The organism is Cellulophaga sp. BC115SP (assembly GCF_009905545.1).
Classification (GTDB): Bacteria; Bacteroidota; Bacteroidia; order Cytophagales; family Spirosomataceae; genus Flectobacillus; species Flectobacillus rivi.
The window spans coordinates 25,390-46,311 of sequence record NZ_JAAALB010000014.1 but is presented as its reverse complement, the minus strand read 5'-3'; the positions used below and the strand labels follow the sequence as shown (position 1 = coordinate 46,311).

The window sequence follows — 20,922 nt, the reverse complement described above, 5'->3', positions numbered from 1 at the left end:
TTTTACTACATAAAAAAACTGCGCTAGTGTTTTGGACTTAAACACTAACGCAGTGGGTATTTCTAGAAAATCTATCTCAATTAGTTTTGAACAAATTCGCCGTTTGCTTTCAATTCGATTTCGTCGCTAACTACTGCTGAAGGAGTTTTGCCACCAACACCAAAGTCAGAACGTTTGATAGTACCTACTACTTTGAAACCAGCTAATTTTTTCTTCTGACGGTTTTCGCCAAGGCCATTCAATGTTACATCAAAAGTTACAGGTTTTGTTACGCCGTGCATAGTCAAGTCGCCAGTTACTTTCAAGGTTTTTGCCCCTGATTTTTGTACTGAATTACTTTTGAATGTGATACTTGGAAAGTTGGCTACATCAAAGAAACCATCGCCTTTAAGGTGTCCATCTCTCATATCGTTATCTGTACTTATTGTATTTGCGTCGATTGTAAATTCAAAGGTAGCATCAGAAAAATCATCTTTTGAAGACGCGATAGAAGCATCAAATTTTTTGAATGAACCATCTACATCCGAAAGCATCATGTGTACAACACTAAAGCCAATTTTAGCATGTGCTTTATCTACTGACCATTTTTGAGCAAATGTGCTTAATGAAGCTACTAAAAGAAAAGAGAGGATAGTGATTTTTTTCATGGTAATAAAAGTTTTTGGGGTTAAAAAAGTATAAAAAGAAAATAATTCGTACTTGAAAAAGATAATTAAACAGCTCGCAAGAGGGAATCTGCTTAATTGTGTCCAACTTAAAAAATTAAATTTAAGTGTTTCTAAAATTTAGCTATAAGCCTAAAATAAAGGTATATACAGCGATATTTTTCTCATACTTGACAAATAGGCTTAATAGATTATAGCGTATTGTGAATATCGAATACTATACTATTTTAGAAAAATTTTGAAAGATCAAATGCTTAAAAGAAAAGGAGTTACAAATCTGACGGTAAGTGTGATTAATGAATTTATAAATGAATCTTGAGAGTGAAACTGAATAGGATTAATGGGGGGTAGAGGAGGTATTTTATGTTATTTGAAGTCTTGTAATCAAACGTTATTAACTAAAAGTACTTCAATCGTTTGGTCGATGAAAATGATATGTGAAAGAAAAGGCTCGTCTCGAATAGGACGAGCCTTTCTAGATTATTATCCAAAAAACACAATTATATAGATTGTGTGCCCTAGATAAGAGGATCAGAAAACTCGTAGTTTGTCTTTCCAAGGGTTATATCGTTGCTTGAAGAATTGGCTTCAAGAATACAAGCGAAGTTGATTTGCTCAAAGATGAAAGAATCTGAAAATAGTCCAAAATGCTTTCACTTTTAATTAATTCGTTTCTAAAGAACAAAGTTGGAATTAAATCGGTTGCAAATTTACTAATAAAGAATAATACTACCGAATTATACTCAAAATTATCTTGGGCGATTTCCACTATTTCCACCACTTGCAGGAGCCGCCTGTCCGCCACCGCTATTATCGCCACCTCCGTCGCCTTTTACGTCATCGTTACTAACCGACTTGGTTTTTTTAGGGCTAGAAAAGCTCATTTTGCCAATTTTATAACTAAACGTTAACTTAACGCTTGAGTTATATATTTTATTTTCACTTGTTTGTTTAAAAGTTTCAGAATTCAAATTCGTCGCTATAACAAAGCCATTCGTCATGAAATTTTCGGCTGCAATCCCAATACTTCCCTTCTGATTTGGTAAATCTTTTTTGATACCCAATGAGTACATTCTAAATCCACTCTGCGAACCTTGAAGTTGTATCTGTGGTCCACGGAAAAATCCAAATCCTTGAATGCCCCATCCGTTTGTCAACGATAACGATGTCATGATACGTCCACTTACAACAAATCCTGAATTGCTAGTTGTATAAGAGGTTCCGCTTAAGCTCTGCGCCTGACCTTCGAGGTAGGTATGTAATAAGTCAACACCGCCATTTAAACTCCACTTTGGTGTGATAAAAATATTGGCAAATACATTGGCACCATAGTTTTGTTGTTTACCAATATTCTGATACGTGGTAATTAAAGCTCCCGACAATGTATCTGATAATACTCTGATTTGCGAAATCGAATTATTAGTTTGACGAGCAAACAATGAGGCATTGATATACGTCTTATTAATGTTGGTACTTGCTCCTAATTCAAAGTTGTCAGTCAATTCAGGACTTAGGTTGGGGTTACCAATTCTAATATCTTGCGGGTTGGCTGCATTAAAGTTTGGGTTTAGTTGTTGTAACCCTGGGCGCTGAATACGACGATTGTAAGCGGCTTTTAACGTAGTACCAGCAAAGGTTTTTGAAACATTGATACTTGGTACTAAATTGCTATAGTCAGGTATTGAAATGGTGCTGTTAGCATCATTTGCGGTAATGCTTGTGTACTCGTAACGGCTACCTATTTTGAAGGTATATTTGTTGTCTGTCGTATAGGTATAAGACAAATAACCTGCTGCGACATTTTGCTGATAGTTCAACAAACCTGCTGGACGAGTCGCATCGTTGTAATATATAGAAGAGTTACCAGTGGCAGCTAAATACTCATAATTACTGTTTACTTGTCTGAAAATTCCTTTAACGCCGAACTCTAGTAATTGATTCTTCCTCAGTGGAGTAGTGTAGTCTGTCTGTACTGTAAACTCTTTATTGGTATTCAAGTTGATGTTTTTCTGACGAGAAAGAATATCATTGCCTGTTCCCAACAAATCCGACGTAAAGTTGTTGGTCAAATTGTTTTGGCTATACTGCGTCGAAATAGACCATTCTTGCTGTGGCTTGAAGGTATGCAGATAGTCAATGTTTAAGTCAACCGAATTTGACAAATCTTGAGAATTAATACCTCTCAATGCAGTACTTGTTAAGGCGTCATCTGCAAAAATAGAAGTTGCTTGTGTTTGGTCACGTTTGAAGTTTCTAACCCCAAAACGAGCACTTGCTGATAAAGATTGATTTTTTGCTAAATCATAATCAAGACCTAAGGTATATTGTCCAAACAAACCATTGTCTTGTGCATCAGTGCTTTGTTTTGTCGTAATAGTAGAGCCACCTTGCAAAGTAGATTGCGTTAATGAACCAGAAGAGGGATTATAAAACGCACGACCAAAACCACTTAAACTCACGCCTAATTTTCCTTTGCGGTAGTTGCCATTCAAGCCTAAGTTGGACGAGCGGTTACCCACACCAGAGTCAACATTGAGTGTTAGACCTTCTAATGTTGTTTTCTTGGTAATGATATTGATAATACCTCCCGAGCCCTCAGCATCATATTTGGCAGATGGCGATGTAATTACTTCAACAGTTTTAATCATGTCGGCAGGGATTTGCTTCAAGGCATCAGCCACACTACTCGCCATAATTGTCGAAGGTTTGTTGTTAATCAAAACTCTGATATTTGAGCTACCTCTCAACGATACGTTACCGTCCAAATCCACGGTAAGCATGGGTACTTTTTTCAATACGTCCGAAGCATCGCCACCTTTTGAGGTTAAATCTTTTTCAGCATTAAAAACTAAGCGGTCCACTTTTTCTTCGATGAGTGCTTTTTGACCTGTTACGGTTACTTCCTGAAGCATTTTCATTTGAGGGGTCAACTTGATTACGCCCAAATCAAGGTCATCACCTTTTTTGATTTTGATGTCATCAATGGTTTTATTGATAAAACCAACAAATGAAATTTGAATTTTATAATCGCCAGCAGCCAAGCCTTTCATGGTAAACTTACCTTTTTCGTCGGCCACTGCGCCATCAATAATTTTATTAGTAGCTTTATTAAAAAGAGCAATGTTCGCAAACGCTACAGCTTGTGTTGCCGCCGAGTCAATCACATAACCTGTGATTTTGGCATTGCCTTTTGGCGCTGGATTTGCCACAGCATTAGTTTCGGTAGCAGTACGTTGGCGACCTTGTCCATCGGAGCCTGGTCCTGGAAATTGCGCTTGTGCCATTTGGATGGTGATGACAAACGCTAGGAAAGTGAATAATGATTTCATATTTTGAGAGATTAAAAATCTTACGTGCCTTTGTGTTTTTTGATGAAGCAAAACAAATACAAAAAATCGGACTAATTTTTTGTATTATACCTTTCCCTCAATCGACTCGACAACTAGGTGGATTCATCGATTTTGCCGAATGATGGAGAAAATAAGGGGGATTGTCTGTCGCAAAAGTCAAATGGTAGAATAAAAGGGCTTGTTTAAGGAGATTATATACCGAATCTTTTAACTTTCTGTCGAGATTTGAAAATAAAGGCAAAACAAGTATTGAGAAGAAGTGTTAGAAATGAGTTCTTTTTTGCCTTTATCTGTCAAGTGTATTGACTTAGTACCAAAACTATATTTTAATATAATGAATCCACAGAAAAAACAACGAATACTATATATACACATCGCATTTTGGTGCGTGTATTTTTCCTTTTTTTATTATCAGTTTACTTATCCTAAGCACGGACAAGAACCTGATTTGTTAAGAGCATTTTTAGATGCAGGCTTTCAGGCGGTTTGTATTGCTGTGATTGCGTATTTCAACTATTTTGTGTTGTTACCTAAATTTTTGGCTAGCAAAGATTTATCGTCTTATTTGCTCAGTATTATACTTCCTCTATTTGTGAGTGTCGAAATACTGGTTCATGGCAAGCGATGGATCGTTGATGGATACTCGCACGAAGCATGGTTTTTATACACTGATAGATTTTGGGTAAGCTCGTCTCTTTCTACCTTGTTTATTGTGGCATTTATCAGTATGTTAAAATTTGTAGAAGATTGGTTTGAGTTAGAGGCAAAAAAGAAAGAGGTTGAAAATGAAGGTCTTATGGCAGAACTTCGTTTTTTAAAAGCACAGATTAACCCTCACTTTTTGTTCAATACTCTTAATAATCTGTATTATCTTGCTTTTACTAATTCCCCAAATACAACCGAAGTAATTGCCAAACTTTCGCAAATGATGCGATATATGATTTATGACTCCAATCATCCGAAGGTGTCTTTGTCAAAAGAAATCGAGTATATGCAAAACTATATTAGTTTGGAGGAACTTCGCTTAAATAACGACATACCGATTCGGTTGGAGGTGAAAGGTGAAACAACGGGCATTATGATTGTGCCACTGATTTTGATTACGTTTCTCGAAAATGCCTTTAAGCATGGCGTAAGCAATAATGTGTCGGATTCGTTTGTATATGCAGTGCTTGAAATGAATCGTCAAAGTTGTAGTTATATCGTAGAAAACCCTAAAATTCCGAAAAATACCAATAACGAAGAAAAATCAGGGATAGGTTTACAAAATGTAAGACGTCGTTTGGAGCTAAGCTACCCCAATCAACATGAACTGATCATTGAGGATACCCCAACTCATTACCGTGTACATTTAACCCTCAATTTGGCATGAATATCACCTGCATGATTGTTGAAGATGAGCCATTGGCACGCAATCTTTTGACAGAATACGTAAAAAAAGTGCCCTATTTAAGCTTGTTAAAAGCCTGTTCAAATCCCTTGGATGCGATTGAGTTTTTGAGAGAAAATACAGTAGATGTGCTATTTTTGGATGTGCAAATGCCCGAAATTACAGGGATTACTTTGCTCAAAATTCTACAAAAAAAACCGTTGGTAATTCTGACAACCGCCTATTCCGAATATGCACTAGAAGGATATGAGCTCGACGTGATGGACTATCTACTCAAGCCTATTACTTTCGAGCGTTTTTTGAAAGCTGTCGAAAAAGCTAGTCAGCGATTAGGTAGCAATGAGCATACGAATACTCAAATACCTACGACTGTCGAGCGAATCATTCATGAAAAAGTACCTATCATGGATTATAGCCCAGCGTATATTTTTGTAAAAGATGGTACAAAATTGGTCAAAATCAGACTTAATGACATCCTTTATGTAGAAGGCTTGAAGGATTACGTGACCATTTTTACCAAAACCCAAAAAGTGGTTACCTTACAACGTTTGAAAACTTTGGAGGAACAACTACCCGAACAAAAATTTATTCGAATCCATAATTCCTATATCGTGTCGTTGGATGCCATCGATGCTATTCACAAAGAAAAAGTCCTAATAGGGCAAACGTATTTACCTATTAGTGATACCTATCGTCGTGCTTTTAAAGAGTTTATCGACAAAAATCAGTTAGGGGAAATGTAATGGTTGAATTAGAGTATGTTTGAAAATTTTATTTGGTTCTCATCTGAAAAACGAAATTTCCCTTCGCCACACCTTACTTTTCTTGTCTTGACACAAGAAAAGTAACCGCAGCGGCGGCCGCAAAAGAAAGTCAAGAAATCCTAATCGGAGTGGCGACCCACCTCGCCTACGGCTCAAACAATAGGATTTCAGAAAAATAAATATAAACTTATTTATTTTTAAGGACTTATAGAATGTAAACATGCTCTTAGAGGATTTGAAGATGAGTCATGTACTGTGACAATTTTCAAATCTTTTTTATTCTCCAACCTGAAAATTACCTGATGTTACTGCTTCCTTCCAATATATTTTCAGGTCTATCCAGTCACATCTCCTCATTTGCTTGTACTTTTGTATTATGCAATTAGATGATAAAATTCAATCGCTGTTAAACAATTTAGAAATTGAACAGCTTAATCAAATCCAAGAGGACTCTTTCCGTAGTATTCAGAATCGCCCTGATACCCTGTTACTTGCACCTACGGGTTCGGGTAAAACGCTTGCCTTTTTATTACCCATTTTTACCAAATTAAAACCAGAGGAAAAACGAGTACAATGTTTGATTTTGGCGCCTTCGCGTGAGCTTGCCTTACAAATCGAGCAAGTATGGCGCAAAATGAGTACAGGTTTCAAAGTCAATATCTGTTATGGAGGTCATAACATGGCTGTCGAAATTCAGAACTTGAGCGAGCCACCTGCTGTACTGATTGGTACGCCTGGGCGTATTGCCGACCATATTACCCGCAAAACTTTTGATTTATCTGGTATTCAGACATTGGTTTTAGATGAATTTGATAAATCTTTGAGCTTGGGTTTTCATGACCAAATGGAGTTTATTTATGGGCATTTGCGTAAACTCAAAACAAAGGTATTGGTATCGGCTACTGCTAAAATTAAGATTCCTGAGTTTACTAAAATTACGCAACCTTGGGTGCTGAACTTTACTAGAGAAGAAGATGAAAAGCCAGATTTGAAACTATACAAAGTTATTTCTGAATCAAAAGATAAAATAGATCGTCTGTTCGAATTGATTTGTCATTTGGGCGCTGAGCCGAGTATTATTTTCTGTAATCATCGTGAGACAACGATGCGAACTTCCGATTTGCTTTGGCAAATGGGTATCGAAAACGCTTATTTTCATGGAGGAATGGACCAATTAGATAGAGAAAAAGCGCTGATTCGTTTCAGAAATGGAAGTGTGAAGTTTTTAGTAGCCTCTGATTTGGCAGCTCGTGGCTTGGATATTCCTTTTGTAAAACACGTAATTCATTATCATTTACCACTCAAAAACGAAGATTTTGTGCATCGTAACGGACGTACCGCCCGTATGAATGCTGAAGGGTTTGCATATTTACTTTTGCACAGAAATGAGCACCAACCGGAGTATTTGAACCAAAAAATAGAAGAATTTATTTTTCCTGAAAATACTACTCCGCCTGCGTTTTCTGAATTTACTACCCTATATATCAATGGTGGTAAAAAGGATAAATTGAGTAAAGGAGATGTGTTAGGCTTTTTGGCTAAAAAAGGAAATTTACAGAAAGAAGATATTGGAGTGATTGAACTCAAAGATTTTATGGCTTTTGTCGCTGTAAAGAAGAGTGTCGTAAAATCACTCATCAATGCTATTCAAAACGAAAAATTGAAAGGTAAAAAATACAAATACGGTATTGAATCTGAGCAGAAGTTTGCTTAAAGATAGGTTCAAAGTAACAAAGGCAGAGAGGCACAAAGTGATTTGTTTTAATCACTTTGTGCCTCTCTACCTTTGTTACTGTTCACTTAATATTTTATCTCAACCCTATCTGAGCTTTTTTCGGATCTACAACGGTTTGTGAAAAACTTACCGCTGATGTACCAAACCAACCTACAGCCTTTTTGTTTGAGCTGCTGTTTACATTGTTGACATTGGTTGGAATATTGGCAGAAGGTCTTGCAAATAGACCGCCGTTGTTGACTTCAAGTCTAGCCTGTGTCCAAAAGTCAAAATGCCCTTCAGTAATCGAACGAAGCTCAACTTTAATTGTGTCGCCTGCTAAGTAGAGTTGTGGCGAAATCGTAGAGCGTACAGGTAAGCTAAAGATTAATCCATCAGCAGCACCACTACTTTTTTGGATTGCTGCATCATAAGCGATAGCTACAGTATTGCTCATTTCTAGCATCTTTCCATTTTTATAAGCTATAATTCTGTAACAGTCGCCAATACCTGTAAAGTCACGTGCATAAAATTGTGCGTCATATCCTTCCTTGGGATATCCTTTGTCGTCGTCTCTTTGGTTTAATCGAGCTTCGTCAAATTGATAGGCAATCGAATCGATTTTAGGCACTCTTTTGAGTGCTGAAACTGCCTGGTAGGTTTCACCATTTGCTGTGATTTTAAGCGTGTAGGTTTTGCCAACCTGACCAATTTTAGGCTCTGAAGTAGTTGGCGTCCAAACATACTTGCCATCTCCTTTGAGATCTTTGAAGGTAAAAATCTTCCCATCGCTATCTGTTACAGTAACCGCGGCTCCCAAGACAGGCTTGACAGTAGCATTGTTAAAATAATCTTGAGATTGCGTAAGCGTAATAACTTGATTAGTAGATACATCGGTTACATTTCCGTCCACCACTAACATCGACGGAGCATTGGTAATGCCTTGTAAATCAATGACATCTTCACAGCTTGTGAGGCTCAAAGTACCAAGTACAATCAAAGTATTTAAAATATATTTTTTCATGATTTAAGTACAAGTTAAATTCTTTAAATATCATTAAGTATTAATCTAAAATAAAATGGCATTAATACGCATTAGGCAAAAATTGTATTCATAATACTATTAGAAATACATTTATACTTTCTGCTTATGACATATAGCTCAATGCCTATTGCGGGTAAAATTATTGCAATTTTGCCCACTAACTTATTACCTTCTCCAATTTGGATTAAAGGTAATTTTATGATTAAAACTTAAAGTTATAAGTTACAGCTGGAACAAAAGAACCGATAATAGACAACTGAACTGCTTCTGTTTGAGCAGGGTTTGTTTCGTTTGGACGGGTATAAATCGAGAATGGATTACGACGATTATATAGATTGTAAACCGAGAATACCCACTCTGATTCACCTTTACCAAATAAAGCTTTTTTGTTTTTCTTGGTAGCCGAAACGTCTAATCGGTGGTATGCAGGAACTCTGAAATTACCACGTGTGCCTGCTGGAATATATGGATATACTTGCCCCTCTACCACAAACTGCTGTTCGGGTAAAGTGTATGGTACCCCAGTGATATAGGCGAAGTTTGCTCCGAATGACCATTTTTTGTTAATTTCGTACTGAGCCAACATATTCAATGTATGAGTACGGTCATAACGGCTGAAGTACCAGTTTCCATTGTTAAGGGCATCTATTTTTTTCTCCGAACGTTGTAGCGTATAGCTAATCCAACCTGTCAACTTCCCACGATTTTTCTTGACAAATAGCTCAAGTCCATAAGCACGCCCTTTACCAAACAACAAATCCTTTTCGAATGAAGGATTCAAAAATAAATTGGCGCGGTCGGCATAATCAATTTGGTTTTGCATTTCTTTGAAAAACACCTCTGCAGAGGCTTCATACATATTATCTCCAAAGTTTTGGAAATAGCCCAAAGCTACTTGGTCTGCAATTTGTGGTTTGATGTTATTCGTGCTCGACGTCCATACGTCCAAAGGCGTAGAGGCCGCCGTGTTTGACATGAGGTGGACATATTGTGCCAAACGGTTATAACTAGCCTTGATTGAGCTGTTGTCACCCGTGTTGTAGTTCATAGAGAAACGTGGCTCTAGATTTTGGTAAGTCTGGATTGTTTTTCCTTTTGTATTGGGGATATATGTCAAGTCATATCCTGAAGGGAAATCAGCACTCACACCCACATATTTTCTTTCGTAGTAAAAATCTTCTTGACTTGAAAAATCATATCTTGAAAAACGCAAGCCATATTGAACAGATAATTTTGGTGAGATTTTCCATTCGTCACCTACATATATCGAAGACTCAACGCCACCTTTACGCTCTTGACCAAATGAGCGAGCCTCTCCCTGCGAGGTAGCCGTTGCCGACCCAGGCTTGAAATTATACGTTAATACCTGTCCACCAAAAGTAAGGGTATTATTGGGAGAAATATAATAAGTAAAATCTGGTTTAATACTTAAATTGGTGATATTAGAAGACCATTTAAAAGCATTATTGGGACGCTTATTCTTCAAATCAGAATCTAAAGAATAGTCATAGTTACTGTAAAAAGCCGTTGTGTTCAAGAATAACTTATCGCTAAATACATGGTTCCATCGACCAGAAAGCGTACTGTTACCCCAGTTAAAACCAAAATCTTGTCCGAAAACATCACGTCCAAAATAGCCTGAAAGGAAAACCGTATTTTTATTGTCTATATTATAGTTAACCTTAGCCGTTAAGTCATAAAAGTTGAAACTCGAACCAGCATTGTTTCCTGTAAGGAAAGGTTTGGCTAAAATATCGATATAAGAACGACGAGCCGCTACAATAAATGAAGCTTTGTCTTTGACAATTGGGGCTTCAATAGACAATCGACTGAAAATAACACCTATACCACCATTAATTTCCAATTTTTTGGCATTCCCTTCCTTCATTTTTACATCCAGAATCGAAGATGCACGACCACCATATTGAGCTGGCACACCCCCTTTGATGAGTTTTACGTCTTTGACAGCGTCAGGATTAAATACTGAAAAGAAACCAAATAAGTGTGATGAGTTATAAACTGGCGCATCATCTAATAAAATTAAGTTTTGATCGACACCACCTCCACGTACGTTGAAGCCAGAAGCGCCTTCGCCGACGGTTGTAACGCCTGGCAAAAACTGAATCGCACGCACCAAGTCCACTTCACCTAAAAGTGCAGGAATTTTTTTGATGGTTTTCATTTCAACTTTGTTAACCGACATTTCCATCGATTTCACATTATCGTCCTCTCTTTTTGCTTTAACGACAACTTCCTCTAGTTCTTGACCATCCTCTTGCAGTTCAAGATTAAGGCTTAAGCTTTGTTCAGTGAGTTTAATTTCACGGATACTTTTACGGTATCCTACCGAGCTTACCACTAAAGTGTAGTTTCCTTTTGGCACTGTGAGTGAGTAAAAACCATACGTATTGGTGGTTGTACCCGTCATAAGTTCTTTTACAAAAACAGAGGCGCCAATAAGACCTTCTCCATTTTTAGTGTCCTTGATATAGCCGCTGACAGTTAATTTTTGATTTTGTGCCTGTAGGCAGAGAGGAAATAATAATAGGACTACCCAAATGTTTCTTAAAAATGCATTCATGGATAAGTAATTAAGTGATTGATTGTGTAAAGAAAGTGAAGTAAAAAACTGGTGAAAGTTTTTATATCCAATTCAATGAAAGTGCGATTTATTATACTAAAATGTATTTATTGTTATTGAATAACTACCAAAAAGTAATTTTGTTTTCTGTTTTCGATTTTTTTTCAATAACAATTTTCAACCCTTCTATATTTTGACAAGCTTAAAACAATATGCCCCTACGGAAACTGTATTTATAAATTTATTTTCCGAAAACATAACATTGAAATAATTTAACAGGTAAAATATTACTGATATTTATTTTTTGAAATAATAGGTTCAACATAAGAGTACCTAAAAATCGTATTTTTTTAAAATCACTAGAAAAATATTACTGATTAAATAAGGGGTAAAGGGTCTTTTACAGAGATATTTGAGGTTTTTATGAAAAATATTTTAAAAATTTTAATGATTCGGAAATATGTTACTTATTAAAATTTTTTATTTAATATTTTGTTTCTATATTTGTCATGAAATAAGTAATATATTATCAAGTAATATGAACTTCGAACAATTAGGCCACATAATCAGAGAAAGACGCAATGAACTTTCCTACAGTCAAGAAGTGCTGAGCGATAAGAGCGATGTTGCTATCAAGACAATTCATTCAATTGAACTTGGCAAAGCCAACCCATCGCTTAAGACCCTCGATAAGGTACTTGGTGTATTAGGACTGGAGCTAATTGTAGTAAGCAAAAAAGATTAAGAAGAACTATTCCCAATTTTCATATAAAAATATTTAAGTACGAAAACCAACCACGGCATCAAGTCGTGCAGCATAAACAACTATGGAACAGGCCATCAGCTACGAACGTATCCCTACAAAAATTTACGCAAACTCAGACGAAGCTTCTCGCTCAGTAGCGTTAGAAATTGCTTCTATCATTCGCCAAAAAGCTGGTGAAGGCAAACCTGCTGTATTAGGTTTGGCCACTGGGTCGTCTCCTAAAAAAGTGTATAAAGAGCTAATTCGTATGCACAAAGAGGAGGGTTTGAGCTTCCAAAATGTAGTTACTTACAACCTTGACGAATACTACCCTATGGAGCCTGATGCAGTACAAAGTTATGTACGCTTCATGCGCGAGCAATTGTTTGACCATGTGGATATTCCATCAGGCAACTGGCACTTACCTGATGGTACATTGCCATTAGAAAAAGTAGCTGATTTTTGTCATGACTACGAAGAGCAAATTGAGCGCTATGGTGGTTTGGATTTTCAGTTGTTGGGTATTGGTCGTAACGGTCACATTGGTTTCAACGAGCCAGGGTCATTGGTAAACTCAAAAACTCGTTTGATGACTCTTGATCTTACTACACGTATCGATGCTACTGGTGATTTTGGTGGTTTGGCAAAAGTATCAAAAAAAGCCATTACCATGGGTATCAACAAAATTATGGAAGCGAAGCGCGTAATTTTGTTGGCTTGGGGTGAGCACAAAGCCGAAAACGTAGCTCGTGCAGTAGAAGGCTCAGTATCTGCTGATGTACCAGCGTCTTACCTACAGCACCATACCAATGCAGCTTTTGTATTGGATAATTCGGCTGCTTCTCAATTGACTCGCATTCGTACTCCATGGATGGTAGATGCCGTAACTTGGGATCGTCCAATGGTGAAAAAAGCCGTTACTCACTTGGCTTTACAAGTTGGCAAGCCTGTATTGAAGTTGACAAACTCAGACTATAACGAAAACGGTTTATCTGATTTGTTAGCATTGTATGGTCAGGCTTATGATATTAACATCGAAGTTTTCAACTATTTACAACATACTATCACAGGTTGGCCAGGTGGTAAGCCAAACGCCGACGACTCTAATCGTCCTGAGCGTGCTTACCCAGCGAAGAAACGTGTGATTATTTTCTCCCCACACCCCGACGACGATATTATCTCAATGGGTGGTACCTTCCAACGTTTACATGACCAAGGTCACGATGTACACGTAGCGTACCAAACTTCGGGTAACATTGCCGTAGCAGATGACGAAGCACTTCGTTTTGCAGAATTTGTGGTTGACTTTAACGAAAAATTTGAAGCAAACAATCCAAAAGCAAATCGTATCTATCGTGAAGCAGTGAAGTTCTTGAAAAACAAGAAAGATTCGGAAGTGGATACTTCGGAGGTGCGTTACATCAAAGGGTTGATTCGTAGAGGAGAAGCTAAAAATACTTGTCGCTACGTGGGTATTCCAAAAGAGAATGTACATTTCTTGGATATGCCATTCTACGAAACAGGTAAAGTGCAGAAAAACCCAATCGGTGAAGCTGACGTTCAAATCGTAATGGATTTGATTGAAGAAGTTAAACCTCATCAGATTTACGCAGCAGGTGACTTAGCCGATCCACATGGTACTCACAAAGTATGTTTGGATGCCATCATGGATGCTGTAACACGTTTGAAACACCGTGAATACATGAATAGCTGTTGGGTATGGTTATACAAAGGCGCTTGGCAAGAGTGGGACATCGACCAAATCGAAATGGCGGTTCCAATGTCACCAGACCAAGTATTGAAGAAGCGTTATGGTATCTTCAAACACCAATCACAAAAAGATGGTGTACCGTTCCAAGGAACAGACTCACGCGAATTCTGGCAAAGAGCTGAAGACCGCAATGCGAGTACAGCAGAGTTGTACAACAAGTTAGGTCTAGCAGAATATGAAGCAATGGAAGCTTTCGTACGTTGGAAATTCTAATTAAAAAAAGCTTGGCGTCAGCGCCAAGCTTTATAAGTTATTGAGGGTGCAAAAAGAGCATTTCAAAAAAGAAATAACTCTACTATGCATCCGAATTTGGAAAAAGGAATTGATTATAGTGTTTGATTATCAGGCCTTGTGCCTGTGAATTTAGCCGTCGAACTTTGTTTGACGGCTACTTTGTTTCTAATAGCCTAACACATTGGTATATTTGTCCAAGTTTGAACTATTAGCTATATTGTTGACTAAAATATATATTGAATCTATGGAAAACTTTAGAATAGAAAGTTTAGAAATAAGTCAAGTTGGAGTGTTTAATAATTTAAAAATAGATTTTCCTGAGAAAAAAAATACAGGATTAGCAGAGATACATATTCTTACTGGGGAGAATGGAACAGGGAAAACAACGATATTGGAAATGCTAGCGGAGTTGGGTTCTTACCGAACTTCAAAACTTAAACATGGGCCATCTTTGATAGAAAAGCTCAATTTTAGCGAAAGTTCATTTCAAATTAAAAGTAATTACACAGACTACAAGTTAGTTATAACTCAAAAAAACTATAATAAATCAGGAGAGATAAATAAAGTAGGAGTAAGTCTTAACAAGGTTCTTACTAGGGGAGGAAAATTTTCATTTGCTATTTTTTCTTATTCTGGGTATAGAAGAACCTCAAAAAGTATTGAAGTAAACTCAAGAGCAGATATTCCATACAGTCAAATATTGGAAGATTCAACCAGTTTTGACAAATCTATTAATACTGAAAAATTTTCAAACTGGATAGGTTCAATTTTGATAAAAGAGGCTCTTTTAAAAACAACCAATCAGATAGATAAATCTTTGGAGTACAGACGATACATATCAGTCATAGAAGAGGTATTATTTCAAATCACAGGTCAAAACTTTAGCTTTTATCTAAATCCTGAAACTATGTATTTAAATATGGTTCAGGACGAGCAACGTATCGGATTAGATACATTGCCAGATGGAGTCAAAAGTATTGTCTCGTGGGTTGGTGATTTGATTATGCGAATGAGCCAAATGCGATGGATTGATGATTTGGATATTTTTGATAGAAGCTTTATTTTATTGCTCGACGAAATAGAAGTTCATTTACATCCAGCTTGGCAACGTAAAATATTACCAGTGATTCAAAAACTTTTTAAAAATGCGCAAATATTCATTTCTACACATTCACCTTTTGTCGTAGGATCAGTGGATGGAGCATGGATTTATAAATTTAAAAGAAATGATAATTTTGTAATTTTAGATGGGTTACCAACTTTATCAGAGGATGCAAAAAGTGTTAGGCGTATTCTGGATGAGGTTTTTGATGTAAAGCAACAATATGGTGTTTCTGTTGAAGAAGACCTCCAAAAGTTTAGAGAGATACGAAATAGAATTTTAAAAGGGGAATCTTATAATCTCCAAGAATTTAGAGATTTAACAAATAGCTTGGCGAGTCAGAGCACAGAGCTTTCACACTTATTAGGAAGTGAAATCAATCAACTTCAACGAATTTTAAATAAAGAGGTATTCTAACACTTATGCGTAAATTTCTTAGAGTAAATAGCCCTATAATTTTATTAGAAAACTATTCTGCTGCTATTCCTAAGCCTAGGTGGCAAGTATATGGAGAAAGGTATGCAGAACGAAGAGCAATCAATAAATCATTCGAATTTACTTGGCCTCAATATCAGAGAAAACCACTGAATCAACTTCTGATGTCTTCCTTGATTCAGCAAACAGACTCACACTGTTCTTATTGTGACGCTTATCCTCTCATGAGTGCTGATAATACAATTGACCACTTTAAGCCAAAGTCAAAGTATCCTATAGAAGTCTGTAAATGGGAGAATTTATACGTTGTTTGTGCTCACTGCCAAAAAGAAAAAGGAGTAAATTATGACGAAAAGCTTCTTCGACCTGATGAACAAGGATACGATTTTTATCATTACTTCTATTATGATTTTACTACTCATGAAATAAAAATATTATGGGGTTTACCTGAAGAAGAAGCACAACGAGCAGAAACCACCTTACAAATAATGAACTTTAATCATCCCGCTATGAAAGAAAGTCGACGTTTGTCGTATGAAGGTTTTGCGGACAGATCTGATTTTCCACTTAACTATAAAACTCATAGATTTATGTTTGAATAGCAAAATGGAAGATTATTAGTTATAGTAGCCTACACTCAATTGTATAACTTCTTTTATTTTTGAATCATCTGAGTATATCTGAATTTAAAAAAGCTCTTGTTCTTAGCGTGTTTATTCACCAATTTTCAGAAATTATCAATTCTATTTTTATCCCCATGAAAAAAATCCTATTTACTTTGTTGACTTGTTGTGGCATGAGTCCAATATTTGCTCAACAAAAAGCTCCTTCACCTGTCTTACCTGGCGCTTTTGCCGATCCGCACGTAGCTGTTTTTAATGGCAAATATTATATCTATCCAACTACCGATGGATTTGAAGGCTGGTCATCTGACTATTTTACGGTATGGTCTTCAAAAGATATGAAGAAATGGAAAAAAGAAGGAACAATTCTTGACTTCAAAAAAGACCTTACTTGGGCACAAAAACGTGCTTGGGCACCCGCAATTGCTTTCAAAAACAATAAATACTACTTCTATTTTTCGGCAGATACCAACATCGGTGTAGCGGTGTCTGACAAGCCAACCGGACCTTTCAAGGATGCACTTGGCAAACCTTTGATTACAAAAGGACAATACCAAGCGCAGATTATTGACCCAATGGTCTTTGTAGATGACGATGGACAAGCCTATATCTATTTTGGACAGGGGAGATGTTATATCGCCAAGTTGAATCCAGATATGATTTCGATTAATGAAGCATCAATCGTTTCTTACAAGCCTGAAGGTTATAATGAAGGTTCTTTTTTGATTAAACGAAAAGGAAAATACTACTTGATGTGGTCAGAATACGACACCCGTGATCCACGTTATTCGGTAGCTTATGGTGTTTCGGATTCGCCAATGGGACCATTTGTGAAAGCTCAAAATAATCCAATTCTAAAAGGGCATGATGAGGTAAAAGGCGCTGGTCATCACTCGGTAGTACAAGTACCAGGCAAAGATGAATGGTACATTGTTTATCACCGTTTTATCATTCCAAATGGTAATGGGTATAACCGAGAAACTTGTATTTCGCCAATGAGATTTGATTCAGAAGGCAATATCTTACCTGTAGAGGTTTACGAGAAAAAATAAAAATACAGGATAGGGCTTAGGCTATGAGTCATCGCTAATTGCATGATTAGTTTAATTGTAGAGACGTAATGCTTTGCGTCTTTAGCATAATAGTATCAAAAAAGCGGTCGGAAATTGTTTTCCGACCGCTTTTTTGATAAAAATGGGAGACTCATCCTAATCCCGACATTCGGGATGAATCATATGTATATTTTTAGTACCTACAAGCCGAAAGCATAAGGTAAAAACGTATTGACAAGTTTGTAAGAAATGATTTGACTCTGTGCTTTAGGCACTAGGCAAAAGGCAAAGAGTTTTAACATGTTTTTTAGTAACTACAGATATGCTTTTACCGAAAGCCCATTCTTTAGCATACAGCTTAAGGCCTAAAGCCTATTGCACATAACGCACCTTATTTAAAAAATCCCTTTGCTATCAAGTAAGGAATAATCAACCAAAGCAACCCTTTGATGAGAAAAAAAAGAAAACCTGCCAAGCCCAATTTCTTGAGCCAAGATTGAAATTTATTAGGATTTTGAGGTGATTGATTCATTTTTGTATGGGCAATTTCTTTGATGTATTAGGATGCTTTGGGCACAATGCTTACAGATTGATTGAAACATCTGTTTTTAAGATGTACTATAAAAACGATTTTGAGGCTATTTAATTTCTTACTTACTAAATTCTAATTCTCTTCCTATTTCGCCTCAAGCTAACTCTACAACGCAAAATACTGAAAAAAGGGTCAATTATTCTTACTTTGGCATAAATTTGGCGCAAGTATTTCTGGTTTATGAGTAATACTTTTCACACTATGCTGTAACCAATATTTCAATTCCAACTCATTTATTTTCAATCCGCTGATGGCAAAATCTAAAACTTCTAAAACCAAAATTCAACCCGTCTCCGAGCCTAAAGAAGCCCCTAAAATTAGGTCTGAAGTCATTTCAATTTTTGATAAAATTTCTGACTTGCAAGGGTTTGGCTTATTATGGGGCTGTGTGCTTCTGATTTCGGTTATCTTGTTTAAAGACTATCTTTTTCACAAAAAGTATTTCCTTTTTCTTGACCTTGGTGCCGATTCTATCAATATCATTTACACCAACTTGATGCATTATGCCGATTATATCAAGTCGGAGGGCATTCCCGCTTGGTCATTTAAGGCAGGAATGGGGCAAAATATCAATCCATTTTGGTTAGATCCAATTGCAACTACTGTCTTGTTTTTATTTGGAAAAGAAAACATTGCTGGTAGTTTAGTATTGGTGGTAGTGATAGAGATATTTTTAGCAGCTACGTTCTTTTATGCCTTTTTACAAAGCCTTCATTTACATAAGTTTGCCTCAATAATAGGGGCATTAAGCTATGCTTTTTGTGGATATTTGATTGTTTGTAGTACGTGGGATTTAAATAAATATCCTACCGAAGTATATCAAGCTGCGTTCTTACTTTTTGCTCTGGAACAATGGATAGGGAAAAGTAAATGGTATTTTTTCCCGTTGAGTATCGCCCTGATTGCTATTCATCAGCCTTTTTATTTGTACTTGTACGGAGTATTGATTTTGATATATGCTTTGGTGCGTCATTTTGAAGATGCTTCAAAGCCTGTATCTCAACTGTTGTGGCAACTGCTCGGTTTGATAGGATTCGGTATTTTGGGCTTGGCTTTGGCTGGTTTTATTTTACCAAGTAATATTTATCAAATTATCGAAAGTCCACGTGTGGCTGGAGGCGTATCTTACTTTGATACTCTTTCGGCGGCTTCACCATTCGATATGTCGGATGGTGTACAGACAGCTTCGGCTTTCCTACGCTTTTTCTCAAATGACCTTTTAGGAACAGGCTCTGATTATCGAGGATGGCAAAACTATATGGAGGCACCTGTGTTATACTGTGGCATCTTAACGCTGGTGGCTGCACCGCAGGTATTTGCCTTAGCCAATCGCCGACAGACAATTATTTACGGTGCTATCACCTTCGCTTGTTTTCTGATACTGACTTTTCCCTATTTTCGATATGCTTTCTGGTTGTTTTCGGGTGATTACTATCGCACAGCAGGCTTTTTTATCGTAATATTCTTATTGTTTTTGGCATATCGTGGTATTTCCCAAATTGTACAAAAATCAGAAATCAACCTTGTGGTATTGGGTGCAACTTTGGTGGTTTTACTTTTTGCATTGTACGCGCCGTATGAAATTCCTAAAGAAAATATCAATAGCCGTTTGCGTACTTTGGTGAGCTTTTTTGTGATTTTGCAAGCGGGTATTTTGTATTTGTTGAGTCGTTCTTCGTTAAAAAATATTGCTCAAATCGGAGCTTTAGTATTGGTTATAGGAGAAATATTATTTTTGGATAATCCCGCACTCAATCGTCGTAATGCAGCATCTGTTTCGGAGTACAAGGACAAAAGTTCGTTGTTTGAAGATGCCACCAATGAAGCGGTAGCTCGCCTCAAAAAATCTGACACATCTTTTTATCGAATAGATAAGGATTACGCCTCAAGTCCTGCGATTTTTGCTGGGCTCAATGATGCCAAACTACAAGATTACTATGGGACTTCGTGTTATTCCTCGTTCAACCAAGTTAATTATGTCCGCTTTTTGTTAGGTATGGGCTTAGTCAAAAAAGGGGATGAATTTAGCACAAGATGGGTAAATGGTCTAGGAGGAAATACCTTGCTAGAAAGTGTAAATGCTGTAAAATATGTCCTGATTAAAAACCCAACCATGGATTTGCGTCCGCAGGGTTTTACCCCAATTGATACGGTGGGAGAGGTGAAGATATTGAAAAACAATAATGCTTTGCCTTTAGCATATACTTATAACCAATTTGCAGATGAGAAGACATTTGAACAACTTTCGCCATTTGCTAGACAAAAAGTATTATTGCACGCTTGTGTTTTGAGTCAAGAAAAAGGAAAAGAATTAGGCTTGTCACTTTACCAACAAGCAGATACGACGAGCACATTGAATGGTGTAGAATATAACGATGCCATTGCTGCCAGAAAAGCTACTCCTTTTACAATGACTAAATTTTCGGATAATCATATCGAAGGAAACATCAAGTTGCAAACGCCACAATTATTGTATTGGAGTATTCCGTTTGATATTGGTTGGAAAGCTTTGATAGATGGAAAAGAGCAGAGAATCGAACAAGTGAGCTTTGGTTTTATAGGCATCCCATTGTCAGCAGGAAACCATCAGGTAGTACTTCAATATGAAGCGCCTTATGTGAGTATGGGTACAAAAGTTGCCCTAGTGGCGTTGTTGCTATATATTGCAGGGATAGTTTTCTTTTTGATACAGCAAAGAAAACTTATTTAGTGATTTGTGATTGAGCGAATGAGTGATTATTTTAATAAGTATATTAACAATAGAAATGTAAGTAAAAGGAAGTATTAAATTAATAATATATCTCTGACTCACTTTGGTAGTATATACCAATAACTGATATACGGTTAACTATTAACTTC

13 protein-coding genes are annotated in these 20,922 nt (G+C 36.8%); 9 read left to right on the top strand and 4 right to left on the bottom strand.

Annotated elements, in window-relative coordinates:
- Positions 1–80: 80 nt before the first annotated feature.
- Together GVN22_RS12525 and GVN22_RS12520 are read right to left on the bottom strand one after the other, a co-directional pair.
- The gene (locus GVN22_RS12525; protein WP_166551369.1) at positions 81–647 is read right to left on the bottom strand and encodes a YceI family protein; all 567 of its coding nucleotides are present in this window, start codon (positions 645–647) and stop codon (positions 81–83) included.
- Between the two features lie 767 nt (positions 648–1,414).
- Positions 1,415–3,994, bottom strand: coding sequence for a TonB-dependent receptor domain-containing protein (locus GVN22_RS12520; protein WP_166551368.1), 2,580 nt, complete (start codon positions 3,992–3,994; stop codon positions 1,415–1,417).
- A gap of 355 nt (positions 3,995–4,349) precedes the next feature.
- Here GVN22_RS12520 and GVN22_RS12515 point away from each other — a divergent pair, with 355 nt between their 5' ends.
- The 3 genes from GVN22_RS12515 to GVN22_RS12505 all read left to right on the top strand — a co-directional run bounded on the left by GVN22_RS12515 (position 4,350) and on the right by GVN22_RS12505 (position 7,883).
- Complete coding sequence (locus GVN22_RS12515) at positions 4,350–5,387, top strand: sensor histidine kinase (protein WP_166551367.1); 1,038 nt, start codon at positions 4,350–4,352, stop codon at positions 5,385–5,387.
- The gene (locus GVN22_RS12510; protein WP_166551366.1) at positions 5,384–6,148 is read left to right on the top strand and encodes a LytTR family DNA-binding domain-containing protein; all 765 of its coding nucleotides are present in this window, start codon (positions 5,384–5,386) and stop codon (positions 6,146–6,148) included. Before GVN22_RS12515 ends, GVN22_RS12510 begins: the two co-directional genes overlap by 4 nt.
- A 397-nt stretch (positions 6,149–6,545) precedes the next feature.
- Positions 6,546–7,883, top strand: a complete 1,338-nt coding sequence (locus tag GVN22_RS12505) for a DEAD/DEAH box helicase (protein WP_166551365.1) — start codon at positions 6,546–6,548, stop codon at positions 7,881–7,883.
- A gap of 94 nt (positions 7,884–7,977) precedes the next feature.
- Here the strand turns inward: GVN22_RS12505 and GVN22_RS12500 are convergent, their stop codons facing one another.
- Together GVN22_RS12500 and GVN22_RS12495 are read right to left on the bottom strand one after the other, a co-directional pair.
- Positions 7,978–8,907, bottom strand: coding sequence for a DUF4249 domain-containing protein (locus GVN22_RS12500; protein WP_166551364.1), 930 nt, complete (start codon positions 8,905–8,907; stop codon positions 7,978–7,980).
- 223 nt (positions 8,908–9,130) lie between these two features.
- Complete coding sequence (locus GVN22_RS12495) at positions 9,131–11,509, bottom strand: TonB-dependent receptor (RefSeq protein ID WP_166551363.1); 2,379 nt, start codon at positions 11,507–11,509, stop codon at positions 9,131–9,133.
- A gap of 538 nt (positions 11,510–12,047) precedes the next feature.
- Between GVN22_RS12495 and GVN22_RS12490 the strand changes: the two genes are divergently transcribed.
- The 6 genes from GVN22_RS12490 (at position 12,048) to GVN22_RS12465 (ending at position 20,773) form a co-directional block, all read left to right on the top strand.
- Complete coding sequence (locus GVN22_RS12490; RefSeq protein ID WP_095160250.1) at positions 12,048–12,254, top strand: helix-turn-helix transcriptional regulator; 207 nt, start codon at positions 12,048–12,050, stop codon at positions 12,252–12,254.
- An 82-nt stretch (positions 12,255–12,336) separates the two neighbouring features.
- Positions 12,337–14,238 (top strand): glucosamine-6-phosphate deaminase, encoded by a 1,902-nt coding sequence (nagB, locus tag GVN22_RS12485; protein WP_166551362.1) that lies wholly within the window; start codon positions 12,337–12,339, stop codon positions 14,236–14,238.
- Between the two features lie 265 nt (positions 14,239–14,503).
- The gene (locus GVN22_RS12480) at positions 14,504–15,778 is read left to right on the top strand and encodes an AAA family ATPase (RefSeq protein ID WP_166551361.1); all 1,275 of its coding nucleotides are present in this window, start codon (positions 14,504–14,506) and stop codon (positions 15,776–15,778) included.
- A gap of 5 nt (positions 15,779–15,783) precedes the next feature.
- Positions 15,784–16,398 carry a hypothetical protein gene (locus tag GVN22_RS12475; RefSeq protein WP_166551360.1) on the top strand — a complete coding sequence of 205 codons (615 nt, stop codon included), beginning with the start codon at positions 15,784–15,786 and terminating at the stop codon, positions 16,396–16,398.
- A 155-nt stretch (positions 16,399–16,553) separates the two neighbouring features.
- Positions 16,554–17,471 (top strand): family 43 glycosylhydrolase, encoded by a 918-nt coding sequence (locus GVN22_RS12470; protein ID WP_166551359.1) that lies wholly within the window; start codon positions 16,554–16,556, stop codon positions 17,469–17,471.
- An 842-nt stretch (positions 17,472–18,313) separates the two neighbouring features.
- Entirely contained in the window at positions 18,314–20,773 is a 2,460-nt protein-coding gene (locus tag GVN22_RS12465; RefSeq protein WP_166551358.1) for a YfhO family protein, read from the top strand.
- Positions 20,774–20,922 lie beyond the last annotated feature (149 nt).